Source organism: Mesobacillus sp. ABV4_180, assembly GCF_056158485.1.
On the sequence record NZ_JBSWTJ010000001.1, the window covers coordinates 393,393 to 411,912 of the forward strand.

The 18,520-nt window shown below is 45.3% G+C and carries 16 protein-coding genes; 8 read left to right on the top strand and 8 right to left on the bottom strand.

Going from position 1 to position 18,520, the window contains the following annotated elements; translation table 11 throughout:
- Positions 1 to 174: 174 nt before the first annotated feature.
- A complete protein-coding gene (locus ACXAEA_RS02095) occupies positions 175 to 1,074 on the top strand; it encodes an NAD(P)/FAD-dependent oxidoreductase (RefSeq protein WP_475094289.1) in 900 nt (299 codons plus the stop codon).
- Between the two features lie 226 nt (positions 1,075 to 1,300).
- Here ACXAEA_RS02095 and ACXAEA_RS02100 read toward each other — a convergent pair whose 3' ends face one another.
- On the bottom strand, positions 1,301 to 2,836 hold the full coding sequence (locus ACXAEA_RS02100; protein ID WP_475094290.1) for an FAD-dependent oxidoreductase: 1,536 nt from the start codon (positions 2,834 to 2,836) through the stop codon (positions 1,301 to 1,303).
- 180 nt (positions 2,837 to 3,016) lie between these two features.
- On the opposite strand from ACXAEA_RS02100, the gene ACXAEA_RS02105 reads away from it, so the two are divergent.
- The 4 genes from ACXAEA_RS02105 (at position 3,017) to ACXAEA_RS02120 (ending at position 6,739) form a co-directional block, all read left to right on the top strand.
- The gene (locus ACXAEA_RS02105) at positions 3,017 to 4,351 is read left to right on the top strand and encodes a UDP-glucose dehydrogenase family protein (RefSeq protein ID WP_475094291.1); all 1,335 of its coding nucleotides are present in this window, start codon (positions 3,017 to 3,019) and stop codon (positions 4,349 to 4,351) included.
- A 69-nt stretch (positions 4,352 to 4,420) separates the two neighbouring features.
- Positions 4,421 to 4,897 carry a Cys-tRNA(Pro) deacylase gene (ybaK, locus tag ACXAEA_RS02110; RefSeq protein WP_475094292.1) on the top strand — a complete coding sequence of 159 codons (477 nt, stop codon included), beginning with the start codon at positions 4,421 to 4,423 and terminating at the stop codon, positions 4,895 to 4,897.
- A 169-nt stretch (positions 4,898 to 5,066) separates the two neighbouring features.
- Positions 5,067 to 6,164, top strand: coding sequence for a PRK06851 family protein (locus ACXAEA_RS02115; protein ID WP_475094293.1), 1,098 nt, complete (start codon positions 5,067 to 5,069; stop codon positions 6,162 to 6,164).
- Positions 6,165 to 6,217: 53 nt separating this feature from the next.
- On the top strand, positions 6,218 to 6,739 hold the full coding sequence (locus ACXAEA_RS02120; RefSeq protein WP_475094294.1) for a hypothetical protein: 522 nt from the start codon (positions 6,218 to 6,220) through the stop codon (positions 6,737 to 6,739).
- 321 nt (positions 6,740 to 7,060) lie between these two features.
- Here the strand turns inward: ACXAEA_RS02120 and ACXAEA_RS02125 are convergent, their stop codons facing one another.
- Entirely contained in the window at positions 7,061 to 8,425 is a 1,365-nt protein-coding gene (locus ACXAEA_RS02125) for a YjiH family protein (protein WP_475094295.1), read from the bottom strand.
- A gap of 279 nt (positions 8,426 to 8,704) precedes the next feature.
- On the opposite strand from ACXAEA_RS02125, the gene ACXAEA_RS02130 reads away from it, so the two are divergent.
- Positions 8,705 to 9,151 carry a GNAT family N-acetyltransferase gene (locus ACXAEA_RS02130; RefSeq protein ID WP_475094296.1) on the top strand — a complete coding sequence of 149 codons (447 nt, stop codon included), beginning with the start codon at positions 8,705 to 8,707 and terminating at the stop codon, positions 9,149 to 9,151.
- Positions 9,152 to 9,250: 99 nt separating this feature from the next.
- Here ACXAEA_RS02130 and ACXAEA_RS02135 read toward each other — a convergent pair whose 3' ends face one another.
- The 5 genes from ACXAEA_RS02135 to ACXAEA_RS02155 all read right to left on the bottom strand — a co-directional run bounded on the left by ACXAEA_RS02135 (position 9,251) and on the right by ACXAEA_RS02155 (position 15,241).
- Entirely contained in the window at positions 9,251 to 10,909 is a 1,659-nt protein-coding gene (locus ACXAEA_RS02135) for a glycoside hydrolase family 13 protein (RefSeq protein WP_475094297.1), read from the bottom strand.
- A 73-nt stretch (positions 10,910 to 10,982) separates the two neighbouring features.
- Entirely contained in the window at positions 10,983 to 12,008 is a 1,026-nt protein-coding gene (locus ACXAEA_RS02140) for a LacI family DNA-binding transcriptional regulator (protein WP_475094298.1), read from the bottom strand.
- Between the two features lie 24 nt (positions 12,009 to 12,032).
- On the bottom strand, positions 12,033 to 12,854 hold the full coding sequence (locus ACXAEA_RS02145; protein WP_475094299.1) for a carbohydrate ABC transporter permease: 822 nt from the start codon (positions 12,852 to 12,854) through the stop codon (positions 12,033 to 12,035).
- Positions 12,854 to 13,714: a carbohydrate ABC transporter permease gene (locus tag ACXAEA_RS02150; RefSeq protein WP_475094300.1), complete on the bottom strand. Its 861-nt coding sequence runs from the start codon at positions 13,712 to 13,714 to the stop codon at positions 12,854 to 12,856. The genes ACXAEA_RS02145 and ACXAEA_RS02150 overlap by 1 nt, the downstream gene beginning before the upstream one ends.
- Positions 13,715 to 13,936: 222 nt before the next feature.
- Positions 13,937 to 15,241 (bottom strand): ABC transporter substrate-binding protein, encoded by a 1,305-nt coding sequence (locus tag ACXAEA_RS02155; RefSeq protein WP_475094301.1) that lies wholly within the window; start codon positions 15,239 to 15,241, stop codon positions 13,937 to 13,939.
- A gap of 410 nt (positions 15,242 to 15,651) precedes the next feature.
- On the opposite strand from ACXAEA_RS02155, the gene ACXAEA_RS02160 reads away from it, so the two are divergent.
- Both ACXAEA_RS02160 and ACXAEA_RS02165 read left to right on the top strand, forming a co-directional pair.
- Positions 15,652 to 16,512: a Cof-type HAD-IIB family hydrolase gene (locus tag ACXAEA_RS02160; protein ID WP_475094302.1), complete on the top strand. Its 861-nt coding sequence runs from the start codon at positions 15,652 to 15,654 to the stop codon at positions 16,510 to 16,512.
- A 36-nt stretch (positions 16,513 to 16,548) separates the two neighbouring features.
- Complete coding sequence (locus tag ACXAEA_RS02165) at positions 16,549 to 17,646, top strand: PQQ-dependent sugar dehydrogenase (protein WP_475094303.1); 1,098 nt, start codon at positions 16,549 to 16,551, stop codon at positions 17,644 to 17,646.
- Between the two features lie 160 nt (positions 17,647 to 17,806).
- On the opposite strand, the gene ACXAEA_RS02170 is transcribed toward ACXAEA_RS02165, so the two are convergent.
- Entirely contained in the window at positions 17,807 to 18,508 is a 702-nt protein-coding gene (locus tag ACXAEA_RS02170) for a TetR/AcrR family transcriptional regulator (RefSeq protein WP_475094304.1), read from the bottom strand.
- Positions 18,509 to 18,520: the final 12 nt, after the last annotated feature.

An 18,520-nucleotide genomic window follows, 5' to 3' on the forward strand; every position in this document is an offset into this window, starting at 1 on the left:
TCATAGTGCATAAGTAGTAATTTACAGCTCTTCGACAAAACTAGTGTTAGTGAAAATATTGAAAAAATTCGTGAGTTGCCGGTCCTTCCAATTGTCTGCAAAATCCGGATTATCCACGCTTTAACAGGGAAATATGCTACTATGGGAATTTTTTTAAAAGGACGGTGGATGGATATGTACGATTGTCTTATAGTAGGTGGCGGAATTGCCGGGCTGCAGGCAGCAATTCAGCTTGGCCGTTACAATCATAAAACAGTAGTGCTGGATGCCGGGGATGGACGGTCGGCAATATGCCACAGTTATCATAATATCCTTGGCTATCCGGATGGCATCAGTGGTCCAGAATTAAGGGAGACAGGCCGCAAACAGGCCGAAAAATACGGAGTCGAGTTTGTGGCAAAGAAGGCAGTGAGTGCGGAGAAGAAGGAATCATGCTTCCAGATTGAGACGGACAGAGGAGATCGATACGAAGCAAAGACATTGCTTTTGGCCACAGGCGTCATGGATCGCATCCCTTCCTTTCCAGAATTGATGCCGACGCTTGGAATGAGTGTTTATGTATGTCCGGATTGTGATGGCCATGAAGTGAAGGACAAGTCCACCATCGTGATGGGTGCAGGCAATGCAGGCGCGAATATGGCGCTGACTTTGAACTATTTTACCGATAAAATAACCTTTGTGAATCATGAAAATACTCAAGTGGATGAGGAAAAAAAGTCGGCAATGAAGGAAAAAGGCATCCGGTATGTCGAAGGTCCGATTGAAAAAATTCTTGCTGAGGGTTCTGATTTCAAAGGAGTTGTTCTCTCAGGCGGTGAGCAGCTGGAAGCCGAAAGAGGATTCATTGCATTCGGCGGCAATGAAGTGAAATCACAGCTGGCAAAACAGCTTGGTGTGGAACTTCATAAAAACAAGCATGTTCTGGTCGATCCCAGGACAAAAATGACTAATGTCGAGAACGTCTGGGCCGCTGGCGATGTCGTCGCACATTCAGAACAGGTGACGATCGCGCTGGGGGACGGCATGCAGGCCAGCATCTGGATTCATAAGACACTTTTAGCGGAGAAGGGATAAGGTTGGTTTTGTTTTCTAAAGTTGGAGACTTTTTATCTGCGTGGGGATAGAGATATTCCTCGTTGGGGAGAAGATATTCCTCGTTGGAATTAATTTTCCCCCTTTGAGATGGAGATAATCCTCGTTGGAACAAAGATAATCCCCGTTGAACTGAATATATTCCCCGTTGCCAGAATCTCGAAGAAAAATGAAAAGCCGCCACTCAAACATTGAATGGCGGCTTTGTTTATTCTAAGTCCACTTTTTGCAAGGGTAGCTCTGCTGGCCCTTCAAGTACGTCCCCTTTATATGAGAAGCGTGAGCCGTGGCATGGGCAGTCCCAAGTGCGTTCTCCGTTGTTCCAGTTTAGTTCGCAGCCCATGTGGGTACAGGTTGTGTCGACGATGTGCAGCTGGCCGGTTTCATCGCGATATGCTCCTGCGCGTTTACCATTGACCGTTACGACTGCACCTTCCTCATGATCCAGGCTCTCTGGATTGGTTGATGGCCGATCCAATTTTCCTTTGATCAGTTCCTTTGCAACGAGGGCATTATCTGCTACGAATGTTGCTACATCAGGCTTGGCATGGAATCTTTGCGGCTCGAATAATTCCTTGTACGGATTGTCTTTTTTCAGAACAAGGTCGGACATGAGTATGGCAGCGTTGATGCCGTTGCTCATCCCCCATTTCCGGTATCCTGTGGCAACGAAAATGTTATCCGTTCCAGATGAATATTTGCCGACGAAAGGAATTTTATCCAGGGTAGTGGGATCTTGCGCCGACCAGCGGAAAGGAATTTCCTTCACGCCGAAAGTCTGTGCAGCGAATGCCTCGAGTGCCTCATAATACTGATGGGTGTTTTCTTCCTGTCCGGTGATATGGCTGTCGCCGCCAAACAGCACCAGTTTCTCGCCATTCCAGTCTGTATAGCGCAGTGAGCGGGTCGGTGTCTCGGCATTGATGTACATGCCGCCCGGGAACTCTTTTTCAGTCTTGACGGCAAGCACATAAGAGCGATTGACCTGCATCCTTGAAAAATAAAACCCTTTTAAATCGTAAAATGGGAAGTGCGTGCTGATGATCATTTGGCTGCAGTTCACCTTATGGCCGTCTCTTGTCGTCACGACAGGTTCAGAGCCTTCTTCCATATCGACTGCGGTTGTATTTTCATAAATCATACCGCCCATCTCTGTAAAACGCTCAACGAGATGCTTTAAAAATTTCAGCGGATGGAATTGGGCCTGGCTGCGCATGGCGATTGCAGCTTTTGCCTGAACCGGAATCGGTATCTCGGAAACATATTCACTGCCAACGACCCCAAGCTTTTCATATGCCTTGAATTCTTTCAGCAGTTTTTCCATTTCTTTTTCGGAATTCGTGTAAATGTAAGCATCCTCTTCTGAAAAATCACAGTCGATCTGCTGTTCTTTCACGATGTTTTTGACAAATTGCATTGCATCATAATTCGCCTGGTAATATAGGCGTGCTTTTTCCTCGCCAAAATGGCTGATCAGCTCATCATAGATTAAGCCGTGCTGTGCGGTTACCTTTGCGGTTGTATGCCCTGTTGTTCCATTCAGGATGGTGCCGGCCTCAATCACGGCTACCTTGGCTCCCGCTTTGGCAAGCAGGTAGGCGGAAGTCAAACCAGTAATCCCGCCGCCTACGACAGCAACATCCACCTTGAGATTTTCCTGCAGCTTAGGGAATGTTGGCAGCTCAGCAGTTTTGCGCCAGTAAGGCTCAGGAAAGCGAGGCAGCTTTGAATTATAATCGTTCATCTGCAATCCTCCTTGAAATTCTTCATAATAACTAATTTTTCCTTATTTGATCAAAAACATGCTTTTTTCCTTTACCCTGACAATAAATGTACTAGACAAGTTTTTACCAAATGGAGCTTCTTGGCTAATAATGTGGTTGGTGCGTGATAAAATGAATGCATTAAAGAATGGAGGGCCAATATGGAAATCACGGTAGTGGGGACAGGCTATGTTGGCCTTGTCACGGGTGTTAGTTTTGCGGAAGTTGGGTACTATGTGACCTGTTTTGATATAGATGAACATAAAATCAACACGCTTTCTAGTGGGATATGCCCGATTTATGAGCCTGGGCTAGAAGAGATGCTGAAAAAGAATGTAGCAGAGGGAAGGCTCCATTTTACTAGCGATTCAATAATCGCCTGCAAACAGGCTGACTATTTTTTCATTGCTGTGGGGACGCCTGAAAATGAAGATGGCTCGGCTAATCTTGAATACCTTGAAGCTGCGGTTAGTGAAATTGGCATACATCTGACCAGGGATGTGGTCATTGTCACCAAAAGCACTGTGCCAGTAGGGACAAATGAAAGGATTAAAAAGAAGCTTCAGGCTATCATTCCGAATGGACTGAAGGTAAAAATCGTTTCGAATCCTGAATTCCTGCGTGAGGGCTCAGGGATCCTTGACACCTTCCATGCTGACCGCATTGTCATCGGCGCAGATGATCGTGAGGCGGGCCGCGCGGTCGCAAAACTGTATGAACCGTTTGGGCGGCCGGTTGTGCAGACGGATGTACGCAGTGCGGAGCTCATCAAGTACGCATCAAACGCATTCCTGGCGACGAAAATCAGTTTCATCAATGAAGTGGCGAACCTATGTGAGCATACCGGCGCGAATATCGAGGACGTTGCAAAGGGAATGGGCATGGACCAGCGGATCGGCAGCCAGTTTTTAAAAGCGGGGATTGGCTATGGCGGTTCATGCTTCCCGAAGGATACAAAGGCGCTTGAAAAGCTGACAGAGTACTATGATTATGATTTTAAAATCCTGCGGTCCGTCATCGAGGTGAACAGCCGGCAGAAGCAGCAGCTGTTTCATAAAGCGAAGGAGCTGTTTGGAAGCCTGAGCGGAAAAAGGGTGGCAGTGCTGGGCCTTGCGTTCAAGCCTCACACCGATGACATCCGTGAAGCGCCGGCTGTCGAGCTGATTGCCCAGTTGTTAGAGGAACAGGCGGACATCTCAGTTTATGACCCGGCTGCTTCATGCAAGGTCGCAGATTTCTTCGGCAGCAGGCTTTATTATACTGAAAATGTCGACACTGCCCTCAAAGGAGCGGATGTGGTATTCATCATGACGGAGTGGCCGCAAATCACCCAGTATGATTTGGAGCGCTATCCACTTTTGATGAGACAGCCGATTATCTTTGATGGCCGCAACTGCTATGACCTTGATCAGGCAGAATCAGCTGGAGTGACGTATATTTCTGTCGGCAGGAAGGCTGTTAATGTGAACAATAGCTTGAATAGCCTTAGGCGTTGATGGCAATTGAACCCAACTGAGCTCATAAGGTAAAATGAACCTAAACACCTCAGTTTAGGAGGAACAAGGATGGCTAAGGTTAAAACAAATGCGATGAGGATTCTCGACACGCAGAAGGTACCATACGAGATTCTTACTTATGACGCGAATGATGGCAAGATTGACGGAGTGGCTGTTGCCGGCAAGATTGGCCGCGATGCTGCTCAAGTCTATAAGACACTTGTGGCGGTGGGAGCAAGCAAGAATTTGTATGTCTTCGTCATTCCGGTCGAAGCGGAGCTGGATTTGAAAAAGGCTGCGAAGGAAGCAGGCGAAAAGAACGTGGAAATGCTGCCGGTTAAGGACATCCAGAAATTCACCGGTTATATCCGAGGCGGCTGCTCATCGATTGGCATGAAAAAGAACTATCCGACTTTTTTGGACGCCAGTGCACAGGAACTCGGGACGATCATTATAAGCGCAGGTAAGATTGGCTTCCAGGTAGAATTGGCTCCGGAGCAATTGATAAAGACTGCGGATGGAAAATACGCTGAGATAACAAAATGATGAAATACCACAGTTTATGGCTGTGGTATTTTTTGGTAGAAAAGAAGAGCTATCAATGGAAAACAAATTGAGGTTGTAAATGGGCAAACACCTAGGTGATTCAACTGGCATATAGTGAGGGGGAAGCAAAAACTTGCCGTGTACTGACGGCTGGAGGGAGTGCGATTAAATGGCTGGAAAGATTCTGAACTACTTTGCCGGCGGCAACACTGCCCGCGGATTTTACAGTTTATATGACTCTAGTTTGCAGGGCTTGTCCCGGTTATTCATATTGAAGGGCGGACCAGGAACGGGAAAATCTTCACTCATGAAAAAAATCGGCAATGAATGGAGCGAAAAAGGGTATGACATACAATTCCTGCATTGCTCTTCAGATAACAAATCGATTGATGGAGTGCTGATTCCTGAATTGAATGCAGGAATCGTTGATGGCACTGCACCGCATGTCATCGAGCCAAAAGCACCTGGTGCAGTTGAGGAGTATGTGAACCTGGGTGAAGCCTGGGATTCCGAACAACTCCAGGAGCACAAGGAGACGATCTTGCAGCTTGGCGAAAAAATCAGCGAGTCATTCAATACAGCATACAGCCTATTCGCCGAAGCTTTGAAGATTCACGATGAATGGGAAAAATTTTATATCGAAAACATGGACTTTGATAAAGCGAATGAGCTGACGAACAGATTGATTGAGCGGTTTTTCGGTGACAACCAGTCAACAGATGGAAATGGCCGGGTACTTGACCGATTCCTCGGTGCCGCCACTCCTGTTGGTGCGGTCGACTTCGTTCCGAACCTGACAGAGACAGTGGGCAAGAGGTATTTTATCAAAGGACGTCCGGGTTCAGGGAAATCGACAATGCTTAAAAAGCTCGCTGCACAAGCACAGTCACGTGGTTTTGACGTAGAGGTTTATCATTGCGGATTCGATCCCCACAGCCTTGATATGGTGATCGTGCGCGAACTGGACTTTGCGATTTTTGACAGTACGGCACCACATGAATATTTCCCGGAAAGAGAGACGGATGAAATCATTGATATGTATGAAGAGCTAATCTCTCCCGGTACGGATGAAAAATATGCTGTCGAGATCGAGGATGTCGGAAGCCGTTACAAAAATAAGATGAATGAAGCGATCGCTTCACTTGCCGGTGCAAAACAATTGCGAGATCAGTTAGAGGCCATTTATATCGAAGCAATGGATTTTGAGAAGGTGGATACCATTACCGGACAAATTCGAAAAGAGATTGAAAAATTGAGTGCCGATTAGCACCGATATGGGCATTTTGCATACATTACATGGAATACATCTAGAGAGGGGATATGAGTTTGTATTACAACAACTTTTACCCATATGGACCATATCAGCAAAATGAAGAGGGCTATGGCTTCTATGAAAATGAATTTTACCCACAATATGATGCAAGGATTTTTCCGGGACCAGGCGGATTCCCAGGAGGACCTGGCGGATTCCCAGGAGGACCTGGTGGATTTCCGGGAGGACCTGGTGGATTCCCGGGAGGACCAGGCGGATTCCCGGGAGGGCCTGGTGGATTTCCAGGCGGACCAGGCGGAGGTCAGCAAGGAGGCGGGGCGCCAACATCACCTCCACCTCAATTCACCCCGCAGGAAACGCAGGCAAGCGCTTTCGCAGTTGATCCAGGCGGGATCAGAAGATGCTTGTACCGATATACCTACATCTGGCTGAACAATGGCAACAGCTTCTGGTTTTATCCAACCTTTGTCGGAAGGAATTCCGTAGCAGGCTGGAGATGGCGCCGCCGCTGGGGATGGGTATACTTCGGTATCGACTTGAGACAGATTCGTTCTTTTCAGTGCTTTTAATAAGAAAAGCGCAAGCGCCTTGGTCAGCCCCGACAAGTGCTGGAGGGCCGACCGGTGAAGTCGTTCTTTGACTTCATTGGGCGGACCGAAATCGAAATGTGTAGGCGACTGCCCAACTCCGACAAGCGGTGGAGGGCCTGACAGTGAAGTCGCTCTTTGACTTCATTGGCAGGACCGAAGCGTCTCGAGGAGTTAGGAGCCGAGCTAGACAAGCGACTCGAGGGGCTAGGCGCTGGAGCTGGACAATTCTCGAAGTGGAATTTATTCTGTCATATCACTAAAGAAAGAGAGCCCCTGTTAAAAAGGTGCTCTCTTTTAGTGTTAAAAAATTATATGTGCAACGAGAACGATAATTGGCAATGTCACTAGCGTGCGCTGCAGGAAGATGATGAACAATTCCCCGAAGCTGACAGGAATTTTTGAACCAAGCAGCAATCCGCCAACTTCAGACATATAAATCAGCTGAGTTACGGAAACAGCGGCTACAATGAATCTCGTCATAGGGCTGGCGATATCCGCACCGATTACCGACGGAAGGAACATGTCCGCGAATCCGACAATCAATGTTTCTGAGGCAGCCTTTGCTTCAGGCACCTGCATCAGTTCAAGCAGCGGAATGAATGGCATGCCGAGCCATTGAAATACTGGTGTATATTCAGCAACGATCAGAGCCAGAGTTCCAAGCGCCATGACGATTGGCGCAACACCCATCCACATATCAAGGATATTGCGGATGCCGGCAATCAAGAAATCTTTCATGCTTTTATTGCTGCTTGCCTTTTCGACAGCCTGCGCCATACCCCAGGAGAAAGGAGTATATCCTGCTGGAATCTCATCTTCGGAGTAGTCTGTGTTCTTCTGCTCACCATAATAAGTATCTGGCTTTCTAGACAGTGGCGGGATTCTAGGAAGAATGATGGCAGCAACAACACCCGCACCGGTTACAGTCAGGTAAAAAGGAACAAACATATGGGCAAGATCAACCTGGGCAATGACCACGAGACTGAAAGTAATGGATACTACAGAGAATGTCGTGCCGATGATTGCCGCTTCTCTTTTTGTATAGTAACCTTCTTCGTATTGCTTGCTGGTCAGCAGTACGCCGATTGTGCCATCGCCAAGCCAAGAAGTAATACAGTCAATCGAAGATCGGCCAGGCAACTTGAAGATCGGGCGCATAACTTTTGCCAGCAATGTACCAAATAACTCTAGCAAACCGAAGTTCAACAGCAACGGCAGGAACATGCCTGCAAACAGGAAAACGGCAAACAGGATTGGCAATAGGTCATTAAGCAGAAGTCCGCCTGTGTTAGGTGACCAAACCGCTTCAGGTCCTAATTTGAATAAGGTCATGATCGCAAATAAGGCACCTAAGATTCGTGCAACAAGCCAAATTGCCGGAACATCGAACAAGGCTTTAAGAAAATGATTGCGATTCAATATTTCCGGCCTTACAGTTTTAATTAAAACAGTACCGATTAGTGTCAAAACTATGATTCCAGTCATGATTGCAGGCAGCGTGCCGCCAAGAATGTCCTGGACCCAACCAGATAAGACAGCGATTGGAATCGTGATTTCTCCTTTGTAGGAGACTGGTATCATAAAAAAGAAAATTCCTATTAATGAGGGAATGATGAATGCTAATAAATCCCCTGTAGATCTCGTTTTACGCAATGATTTTTCCAAAACAAATTCACCCTTAAAATACATATTTATAAGCCAAAAATCATTTTAATGCATAACCCCTGTTTTGCCAACAACTTTCTTCGCCCAATTCCTTCCTGTGTTATATTCTCCTAAAGCAAGCAGGTTAAACAGAAAACAGCCCCAATTAGATAAATTCAATATTTGAAAGAAGGATTCCTGTCGAATTGATTGAAATGTTAATAGGACTATTACCTTAATTTCAGTAGGAGAAGAAGAGGTGACCTGTTATTAGATCAAATTGAATTAGAGCAAAAGCAGTTGCTCCGCAATCTGTATTCACTTTATCTGCACGATCTCTCTGCGTATTCAGACGGCTTGCAGATCGGGGGAGATGGTATTTTTGAATTTGATTCATTTGAGTTAATCTGGGGGAAAGAAGGGGTTACTCCATATATGATCAAGGTCGATGGAAAGATTGCAGGTTTTATCCTGATTCTTGAAGCCCCGTTCACGAAAAAAGTCGATAAAGTGGTCAATGACTTTTTTGTCCTGAACTCCTTCCGAGGAAAGGGAATCGCAATAGCAGCCGCGCTTGAAGTTTTTACGCATAATAAAGGCCGTTATTACATCTCCCAGCTTGTTAAGAACAAACCAGCAGTACAGTTTTGGAAGAAGGTCTTTTCACTGCAAGGTGTTGAATTTGTCGAACAAACAGAACTCCAGGATGGGGAAGAAGTCATTTATCAAACTTTTGTTATTGAGTAAAAGCTCGGGAAATAAGAATGATTTTAAATACCCGAAACTACGCATGCAATATAGATACAACAAAGGGAGTGCCTTCGAAATAGGCACTCCCTTAATATTTTATTTCTTATATACTCTTGTTTCATAAGGCTTCAGGGTAAATGCTGTTTCTGGACCGTGTTCTTCAACTTCGTAGTTGTTGAGCAGAAGCTTGACTGATTCAAGCGGGAATCCGTTGAATTCGAATGCTGCTGGCTCCCCGGAAATATTTGAAATCACGACAGTTTGTGCATCTTCCGATGTACGGGTATATGCATAGATTTGGTCATGGTCTTCAAGGATTAAATCATAGGTGCCATATGTGAATACTTCATTCGCCTTCTTCATCTCAATCATTTTTTTGTAAAAATGAAGGATGGAGTCAGGGTCATTCAGCTGTGCTTCAACATTGACGGTTGTGTAATTAGGGTTCATGCCGAGCCATGGATTTCCTGTTGTAAATCCGGCGTTAGGCGCATCAGACCACTGCATTGGAGTCCGGGAGTTATCGCGGCTCGTTGCCCAGATGAATTCCATGATTTCTTCATGTGGCACACCGTTTTCACGGCGAATTTTGTAAAGATTTTTGATGGCTACATCATCATAATCATCAATCGATGGGAACTGGACATTCGTCATGCCGATTTCCTGTCCCTGATAGATGAAAGGCGTTCCTTGCATTAAGAAATACATTGAAGCAAGTGCAGTTGCACTTTCGCGCCAGAATTCCTTGTCATCTCCCCATGTGGAAACAATGCGGGCTTTATCATGGTTTTCGATGAATAATGCATTCCAGCCGTGGCCTTCAAGCCCTTTTTGCCAGCGTGTAAAAGTTTTCTTCAGCTTTGCCAGGTCCAGGGCCTTCTTTTCAGAGTCCCAAAGGTCAAGGTGTTCAAACTGGAATACCATGTTGAACTTCCCTTGTTCCTCACCAACCCAAAGGTCTGCTTCCTCGATGCTGACGCCATTTGCCTCGCCGACGGTCATAATGTCGTATTTAGAGAAAGTCTCTTGCTTTAGCTCCTCAAGGAAGGTCTGGATGCCATCCACATTCATATGCTTGTCAAAAGAAGAGACATACTGTACCCCTTCAGGATTAGGCATGTCCTTAAGGCCTTCTTCCTTTTTGATGTGGCTGATTGCGTCAACGCGGAAACCATCGATGCCCTTATCAAGCCACCAGTTGATCATATCGTACAATGCTGTACGGACCTCTTTATTTTCCCAGTTCAAGTCCGGCTGTTTGCGGGAGAAAATGTGCAGGAAGTATTGATCTGTCTTTTCGTCATATTCCCATGCAGAACCGCCGAAGATGCTTTCCCAGTTGTTCGGCTCAGCGCCGTCTTTGCCGTCGCGCCAAATATACCAGTCGCGTTTAGGGCTATCCTTTGATTCGCGTGACTCAAGGAACCAGGCATGCTCGTCGCTTGTGTGGTTGATAACAAGGTCAATGATCAGCTTCATCCCGCGCTTATGTGTTTCAGCAAGCAGCTGGTCGAAGTCTGCCATCGTCCCGAATTCATCCATGATATCCTGATAATCACTGATATCATATCCATTATCATCATTAGGGGATTTGTACATCGGGCATATCCAGATGACATCAATCCCTAATTCCTTTAAGTAATCTAATTTTGAAATCATTCCTTGTAAATCGCCGATGCCGTCGCCGTTGGAATCCATGAAGCTTCTTGGATATACCTGATAGGCAACTGCCTCTTTCCACCATGTGTGTTTCATTTGAACCCTCATTTCTTGTAATAGACCTGATGTATCCCGATATTTTACTTTAATAGTATTGCTAGCCATAGGCTTACTTATTGATTGCGCAGCATGATTTTCGTTCAATCATCCTGGCAGGAATCGTAATCCTTTTTGGCAGTGATTTTGGATTTTTGATAATTTCTATTAAACAGTTAGCAGCTTCGAATCCTAAATGGAAGATGTCGATATTCACAGAAGTCAGCTGCGGCTTCATATGCTCGGTTAAAGGTACATCATTGAAGCTGACAATTGAAATCTGCTCTGGCACCTTTATGTTCAATTCTTCCGATAAACTCATGAGCTCGATGGCGGTAAAATCATCTGCGACTACAAGTGCAGTAGGCGGCTCATGAGAGGAGAGGAATTTCTTGATGCCTTCTTTTCCTTCAGATTTTAAGCATTGCTCATGGATAATATACGTTTCGTCGAAAGGAATGCCAGCTTCCTGGAGCGCTTGTTTGTATCCCTCAAGCCGGTCAATTGTAAAAACATAGTCTAAATTGACACCGATGAAAGCAATTTTTTTATGTCCCAGGCTGATCAAATAGTCCGTTACCTGCCTGGTGATGTAAATATTATCATTATCGACATAAGTAATCCGCTCAGCATTCAGATATGGGCGGCCTATGACGGTAAAAGGAAATTTTTCATCCAGCAAGTATTTCATGATCCTGTCATTCGTTTTTGAATATAAAAGGATGATGCCGTCGACTCTCCGGCCCTGGACCATGGATACAACCTGCTGGAAAATTTCTTCGTCAGTAATGCCGGTCGTTAAATAAATCCCGAATTGATGTTCATGGGCCAACAGGCTGATACCCCTGAGGACCTCAGGGAAAAAGGGATTTTGCATTGCCTGGGTAGCTGAATGGGGCATGACAATGCCAATTGTTTCAGTGCTCCTTACCACGAGGCTCCTTGCCTGGTAGTTAGGGTGATACCCCAGCTTCTCCATCACTTTTCGGACACGCTTCTTCGTTTCTTCATTGATATGAGGATGATCGCCGATCACCCGTGAAACGGTTGAAGGTGATACACCGGCCGCCTTGGCTACATCTTTGATTGTGACTGCCATTGGTTGTCTCTCCTATAGTATCGATTATTTTACCGAACCTTCTGAAACTCCCTTGATGATTTGCTTTTGAAGGAAGAAGTAAATAATGATGACTGGAATGATTGCAATCGTCAATCCGGCCAGCGCCAAATGCCATTGCTTCGTATATTCCCCAAAGAAGAAGAACATCTTAAGCGGTATTGTTTCCATTCCTTGCTGATTGATGACAAGGGAAGGAAGCAGGTAGTCGTTCCAGATCCAGATGATGTTCAGGATTGCCACTGTGACGGAAACAGGCTTTAACATCGGGAAAATGATGTACCAGAATATCTGGAAACGGTTCGCTCCGTCAATCGTCGCCGCTTCATCAAGCGATTTTGAGATTCCGCTCAATGTTCCGTGATAGAGGAAGATCGAGAGGCTCGCGCCAAAGCCAAGATACATGAAAATCAGCCCGGCCCTGTTAAGCATTTCAAGCTTACCGAAAATCGACACCAATGGAATCATGACCGATTGAAAAGGAATCAGCATCGCTGCAACAAACAGCATGAATATGATGCCGCTTGTTTTTCCGCCTCGTCTCGAAAGGGCATAGGCAGCCATCGAGGAGAAAAGGATGATTACCGCAACCGCAAGGACGGTGATCAGGACTGAATTGAAAAATGTTTTGATGAAATCAAGACGCTCAAATGCGACTGTGTAATTTTCGAATGAAAAAACATCGGGAAGCTTGAGTGTATCCGTGAACATTTCTTTTTTCGTCTTAAAAGAGTTGACGATCATCAAATAAAACGGGGAAAGCCAGATCAGAGCAAGGATGATGCCGAGAATTTCTAAAATAATTCGGCTCTGCTTTTTCTTTTTCATTACATCTCGACCTCCCGTTTTTTATTGATATACACCTGTGTCAGTGAAATGACAGCAACGATCAGGAAGAAAATGACCGCTTTTGCCTGCGCGAATGCCATCGCATTCTCCACGAATGCTGTCTTGAAAATTTCCATCGCGACCATTTGAGTGGAGTTGTAGGGACCTCCGCCAGTGAGCGACAGGTTCTGGTCATAAAGCTTGAATGAGTTTGAAAGGGTCAGGAATAAGCTGACAGTGAAAGCCGGCATAACCAGCGGGAATGTGACGTGATAAAAACGCTGGAAGCTGTTTGCGCCGTCAATTTCAGCTGCTTCAAGCAATTCCTGCGGTACACCTTCAAGGAATGAGATATAGATGACCATGATGTAACCGGCCATTTGCCAGCTCATCAAAATTGCCATTGCCCAGAATCCAGTTGCTGGAGTGGATAGCCATCCCTCTAAAGCTTCTACGCCAATCAGTTCTCCGACGCTCGCGAACACCTTTATAAAAATGAACTGCCAGATGAAACCAAGGATCAATCCACCGATCAGGTTCGGCATGAAGAAAATCGTTCTCAGGATATTATTCGTTCTGAATTTTTGTGTGACCAGCAATGCCAATGAGAGGCCGAAAAAGTTGATCAGGAACACAGAAACAACAGTGAATTTTGTGGTGAACCATAGAGCATTCCTGAATTCTTCTTCAGCAAATAGTGCTTTATAATGTTCAAGGCCAACGAAAGAAGGGGTCTTGATCCCGTTCCAGTCCGTAAATGAGTAATAAACGCCGTAAGCAAGCGGCAAAAGAACAACCACAGCAAGAGCAAGCAATGCTGGTGCAAGGAAAAGCCAGTACCAGAGATTCCGGTTGCGCATCTGTAAATCCTCCTATTCTTATTGGTGTCAGGATGTTTTTAATTTTGTGTGCTATTGGGACTCCCAGGCTGAAAGAGAAGAATTATGAAAAAACCGGCAGTAGGGCTTTTTCATAATTCCACAAAAAACCAGCTTTGGAGCGGAATGCTAACAGTGCCACAGAAAAAAGATAGGAAACAAAACAGCCGGAGCCGTTCTGTTTCCTTCTTTTGTAAAAAACTATTACTTACGAGCGTCTGCCCAAGCTTTGGAAGACTCTTCTACTAGTTCATCCCAGCTCATTTCGCCGCTCACGTATTTTTGGATGTTAACACCAAGCTTTTCTTGTCCCCAGCCAGTTGGGTAACCCATGAATGTCCAAGCCAAAGTCTTTCCAGCTTGAGAGTACTCATAGATTTCTTTTGCAAGAGGGTCAGAGATTTTGCCAGCGTCGAAACCATCGTATGCAGGAATGAATTTGAAATCTTCGATTACTGCTGTTTTACCTTCTTCAGAAGTATATAACCAGTCAAGGAATTCCTTAGCAGCTGCTACTTCTTTTTCGTCCTTGTTGCTGTTTACAGCCCAGTACATTGGTACGCCAACAGGGATTGAATCTTCTTTGTAGCCTTCAACAGGGATTGGAAGGATTCCTACGCCACTGCTTGCAAGCTCTTCGTCGATTCCAGCGATTGAACCTGATACCCAGTTACCTTGCTGGATGATTGCAGCTTTGCCAGTTGAGAATAACTCTTCTACCTGCTTAGCATAGTCAAGGCTTACAGTAGGCTGGTCAGAGTATTTGTTTTGCAGGTCAAGAATCTTCTTGAATGCATCACCGTGTTCGAAAGTCACTTCCTTGGATTCGAAAGCGTTGATTACGTTCTGGTCAAATTCAGGTGCAAGGAACACGTTTGAAAGGTGAAGTCCTGTTACCCAAGTTTCTTTTGCTGGAAGAGCGAATACAGATGTAAGACCAAGGTCTTTCTTCTTGCTGTCAAGTGTCTTAACAGCTTCCTCTAGAGCACTGTAGCTAGTGATGCTCTTTGGATCGATTCCTGCTTCTTCAAAAATAGCTTTGTTATAGATGAAGCCATAGCCTTCCTGGTTGTATGGAAGTCCAAGTACTTTATCGTCTTTTGTAACGCCTTCAAGAGTTCCGCTTAGAGCAGCTTTTGCAGCTTTTGTATCAGAAAGGTCAGCAAGCTTATCTTCCCAGTCTGCAACGTCTTGTGGTCCGCCTACATTGTAAATAGTAGGTTCATTGCCTGAAGCGAATTTTGATTTAAGAGCAGCACCGTAATCTTCCCCGCCGCCGACAGTTGTGATGTTGATATCAACACCTTTGTTTGCTTCCTCATAAGCTGTTGCAAGGCTTTCGAATTGATCCTTAAATTCTACCTTGAATTGGAAAATGTCAACGGTAACCTGGTCTCCGCCGCCATCTCCTGACTTCTTAGTGTCATCGCCTGATGAACAGCCTGCAAGACCCCCGCCGACTAAAAGCCCAAGGGAAAGAACTGCTGGAAATAGCTTTTTTGCTTTCATTGTAGAGATACCCCCAAATGTTTTGTTTTTTGTGGCATGCAATCCCATGCGTTCCGAAAGCGTTTGCATACATTTGCATAAATTCTTAGAAGAAATAAATCTTATACAACACCTTTAAAACGCTTACATATAAAGGATAAAAATAAGGAAAAGCATTGATATTGATGAATTCCTGAATGATTTTTCCTTATGCTATTTTTATATGCAAACGATTGCAGCTCGTGGCTACATAATAGCATATGATTTTTACCATGACAATATGAAAGTATCAGAGAAATTAAAATTTATAAAAAGCAAGTTTAATAGAGCTTAGTAATGATGGAGATGTATATACACGTATTATTTGAAGTGAAATGTTTGAAGGTCTATCATGGATGATAATACTGAAAATAATTACAGAAGGTGAAGACATGATTAAATGCATAGCAACAGATATGGATGGAACATTATTGACGGCGACCCAGCAGATTACTGCAGAAAACCGGGAAGCGATTTTAAAAGCAAAGGAACAGGGAGTTGAAGTTGTCGTCGCAACCGGGCGCTCGTATCAGGAAGCGAGATTCGTGCTTGAGGAAGCAGGCCTTCAGCTGCCGATGATCTGCGTGAATGGGGCAGAGGTGCGAGGAGATAATGGGGAGATTGTTTCTTCCAATCCTCTTAACAAAGCAGAAGCACGCCAGGCAGCACTAAGGATGGTGGAAAGCGGCGTATACTTTGAGGTCTATACAAACCAGGGAACTTTTACCGAAGATGAAGATAAGGCCATCTCGATTATTGTTGATATATTTTCAACAGCTAACCCTGAAGTGCCGATTGATCAAATAGCTGAAGCAGCTGAAGAAAGGCTGCATAAGGGACTGGTCAGGGTGATTGGGCAGTATGAAAAATTGTTTGAAGATGATCAATATGAAATCTATAAGCTGCTTGCCTTTTCACTGGATGATGCAAAGCTAGAGGCAGCACGGTCCGGATTGAAGGAAATCTCCGGTCTTGCAGTCAGTTCGTCGGGCAGTGAAAACATTGAAGTTACCAGTCTTGACGCACAAAAAGGGATTGCCCTTGAAAAGTTTGTGCAATCCAGGGGCATCACCATGGAAGAAACGATGGCGCTGGGAGACAATTTTAACGATGTTTCTATGCTGGAAAGAGTCGGAAAACCGGTTGCGATGGGAAATGCAGCCGAAGAGATTAAACAGCTATGCGGCGAAGTGACCTTGACGAATCAAGAAAGCGGCGTAGGGAAGGCGATTATGAAAGTGTTGGAAGCGTGATTTTCATAAGATAAATTTATTGAAAGGGCGGGTGTCATGAATAAAATCTTGTATGTGCTGCTTGCGGGGATGATGGTTTTGGCCGCTTGTTCGAGCGGTGAGGATGAAACGAAACCCGTTGGTGAAGGTCAGGGGGATTCGCCAGATCAGGAAGCTGTCGCCCAGGCTGATCAGCTTGAGGTTATCGCGGAAAATCTGGAAATTCCATGGTCTATCAATAAAATTGGTGACACGTTTTACGTGAGTGAGCGCCCTGGGGCGATCGTGAAAGTGCAAGGCAACAGCACAACGAGGCAGAAAGTTTCGTTGAAAAAAGAATTGTCCAGGGCAGCGGAAGCAGGCCTGCTTGGTTTTGTGCTCGCACCTGATTTCGAAAAATCCAACAAAGCCTTTGCCTATTACACATACGAGAATGGCACCGGACAGTTCAATCGGATCGTCGAACTGACATTGGGTAATGATGAATGGGTTGAAGGCAGGTTATTACTTGATAAAATTCCGAGCGGCCGGGTTCATCATGGAGGCAGGCTCAAAATCGGCCCAGATGGGAAGCTATATGCAACAGCTGGAGATGCAGCAAACAATCCTGAAATTGCCCAGGATTTAGATTCACTAGGCGGTAAAATCCTGCGACTGAATCTTGATGGGTCTGTTCCATCGGATAATCCTTTCGAAAACTCATACGTATACAGCTATGGACACCGCAATCCACAGGGGCTGGCCTGGTTACAGGATGGAACGATGTATGCAAGCGAGCATGGTCCGTCCGCCCACGATGAAATCAATGTGATTGAGCCAGGAAAGAATTATGGGTGGCCAGAGATTACAGGCAATGATACAAAGCAGGGCATGGAAACACCGCTCTTCCAGTCAGGGGACAATACCTGGGCTCCATCCGGAATGGCTTCGCATAACGGTAAGCTATTTGTTGCAACATTGAGAGGAAAAGCGCTGCGTGAATTCGATCCTGCTGCGAAAACAACGAAAGAGGTTGTCACTGGTGTGGGCCGAGTCCGCGATGTTATTGTGGACGACGAGTATGCTTATTTTATCAGCAATAACACAGACGGCCGCGGTACACCTGGGGAAGGTGACGATAAGCTTTATCGCGTGAAGCTTGATGAGTTGCGGTAATAGTAGAAATAGGATTTCTTTAAATGAAAAAATAAACCGGGCATGCCCGGTTTATTTTTTGTAATTTAAGAATGTATAAAATTAACTTCAAGAATTGTCCAGCTCCAGCGCCTAGCCCCTCGAGACGTTTCGGTCCGCCCAATGAAGTCAAAGAACGACTTCACTCGGCCCTCCAAAGCTTGTCGGAGCTGACCAAGGCGCTTGCGCTTTTCTGACTGTTAGGTCCAGCCAATCCATACAGGATGAATTGAATTGTCCGCTCTGTTTCTGCTTCATCATCCCACTCAGCTTCGGGCAGGATCATATATCGCGCGATCAAATACCCAAATATGGCGGAAAACGTCATCCTGAATACGCTGTAGACAGGAATATCGATAATCTGGCCTTTGGCTTGATAATGCTCTACAAGTTTTTCAAACCGTTCGTAGATTCTCAAACCTATATGTTCCTTGAAAAGCTCCTTCAATTCAGGGTGGAATGGAATTTCCTGCACCAGGATTTTAACTGTAGGGAGGTTTTTGATCAGGAAATCCCGGCGATTTTCAAGCATTGCCTTAAGGAAATCCTCTACATGCTCATAATCCTGATCCAGGACCTTCTTTAAATCTTTTATGATAAAAGGTGCCACGAACTTGGCCATCACCGGAGCTACAATTGCCAACAGCAAATCCTTTTTCGTTTTATAGTGTCTGAAAATCGTACCTTCAGCGACGCCTGCCTTTTTGGCGATTTCGCTGGTTGATGTGGCGGAAAATCCCTTTTCAGCGAAGGATTCAATCGCAGAGATGATAATTTTCTTCTGCTTATCAGTGAGTTCTTCTCCGTCCATTAACTCGTCAATTTTTAAGTCATGATCTGTCATCGTTTACTCCTT

Coding starts and splice junctions, on each gene's coding strand:
- ACXAEA_RS02100 (WP_475094290.1), bottom strand. CDS start 2,836: ATGAACGATTATAATTCAAAGCTGCCTCGCTTTCCTGAGCCTTACTGG.
- ACXAEA_RS02165 (WP_475094303.1), top strand. CDS start 16,549: ATGAATAAAATCTTGTATGTGCTGCTTGCGGGGATGATGGTTTTGGCC.
- ACXAEA_RS02155 (WP_475094301.1), bottom strand. CDS start 15,241: ATGAAAGCAAAAAAGCTATTTCCAGCAGTTCTTTCCCTTGGGCTTTTA.
- ACXAEA_RS02135 (WP_475094297.1), bottom strand. CDS start 10,909: ATGAAACACACATGGTGGAAAGAGGCAGTTGCCTATCAGGTATATCCA.
- ACXAEA_RS02145 (WP_475094299.1), bottom strand. CDS start 12,854: ATGAAAAAGAAAAAGCAGAGCCGAATTATTTTAGAAATTCTCGGCATC.
- ACXAEA_RS02150 (WP_475094300.1), bottom strand. CDS start 13,714: ATGCGCAACCGGAATCTCTGGTACTGGCTTTTCCTTGCACCAGCATTG.
- ACXAEA_RS02170 (WP_475094304.1), bottom strand. CDS start 18,508: ATGACAGATCATGACTTAAAAATTGACGAGTTAATGGACGGAGAAGAA.
- ACXAEA_RS02160 (WP_475094302.1), top strand. CDS start 15,652: ATGATTAAATGCATAGCAACAGATATGGATGGAACATTATTGACGGCG.
- ACXAEA_RS02095 (WP_475094289.1), top strand. CDS start 175: ATGTACGATTGTCTTATAGTAGGTGGCGGAATTGCCGGGCTGCAGGCA.
- ybaK (WP_475094292.1), top strand. CDS start 4,421: ATGGCTAAGGTTAAAACAAATGCGATGAGGATTCTCGACACGCAGAAG.
- ACXAEA_RS02105 (WP_475094291.1), top strand. CDS start 3,017: ATGGAAATCACGGTAGTGGGGACAGGCTATGTTGGCCTTGTCACGGGT.
- ACXAEA_RS02120 (WP_475094294.1), top strand. CDS start 6,218: ATGAGTTTGTATTACAACAACTTTTACCCATATGGACCATATCAGCAA.
- ACXAEA_RS02140 (WP_475094298.1), bottom strand. CDS start 12,008: ATGGCAGTCACAATCAAAGATGTAGCCAAGGCGGCCGGTGTATCACCT.
- ACXAEA_RS02115 (WP_475094293.1), top strand. CDS start 5,067: ATGGCTGGAAAGATTCTGAACTACTTTGCCGGCGGCAACACTGCCCGC.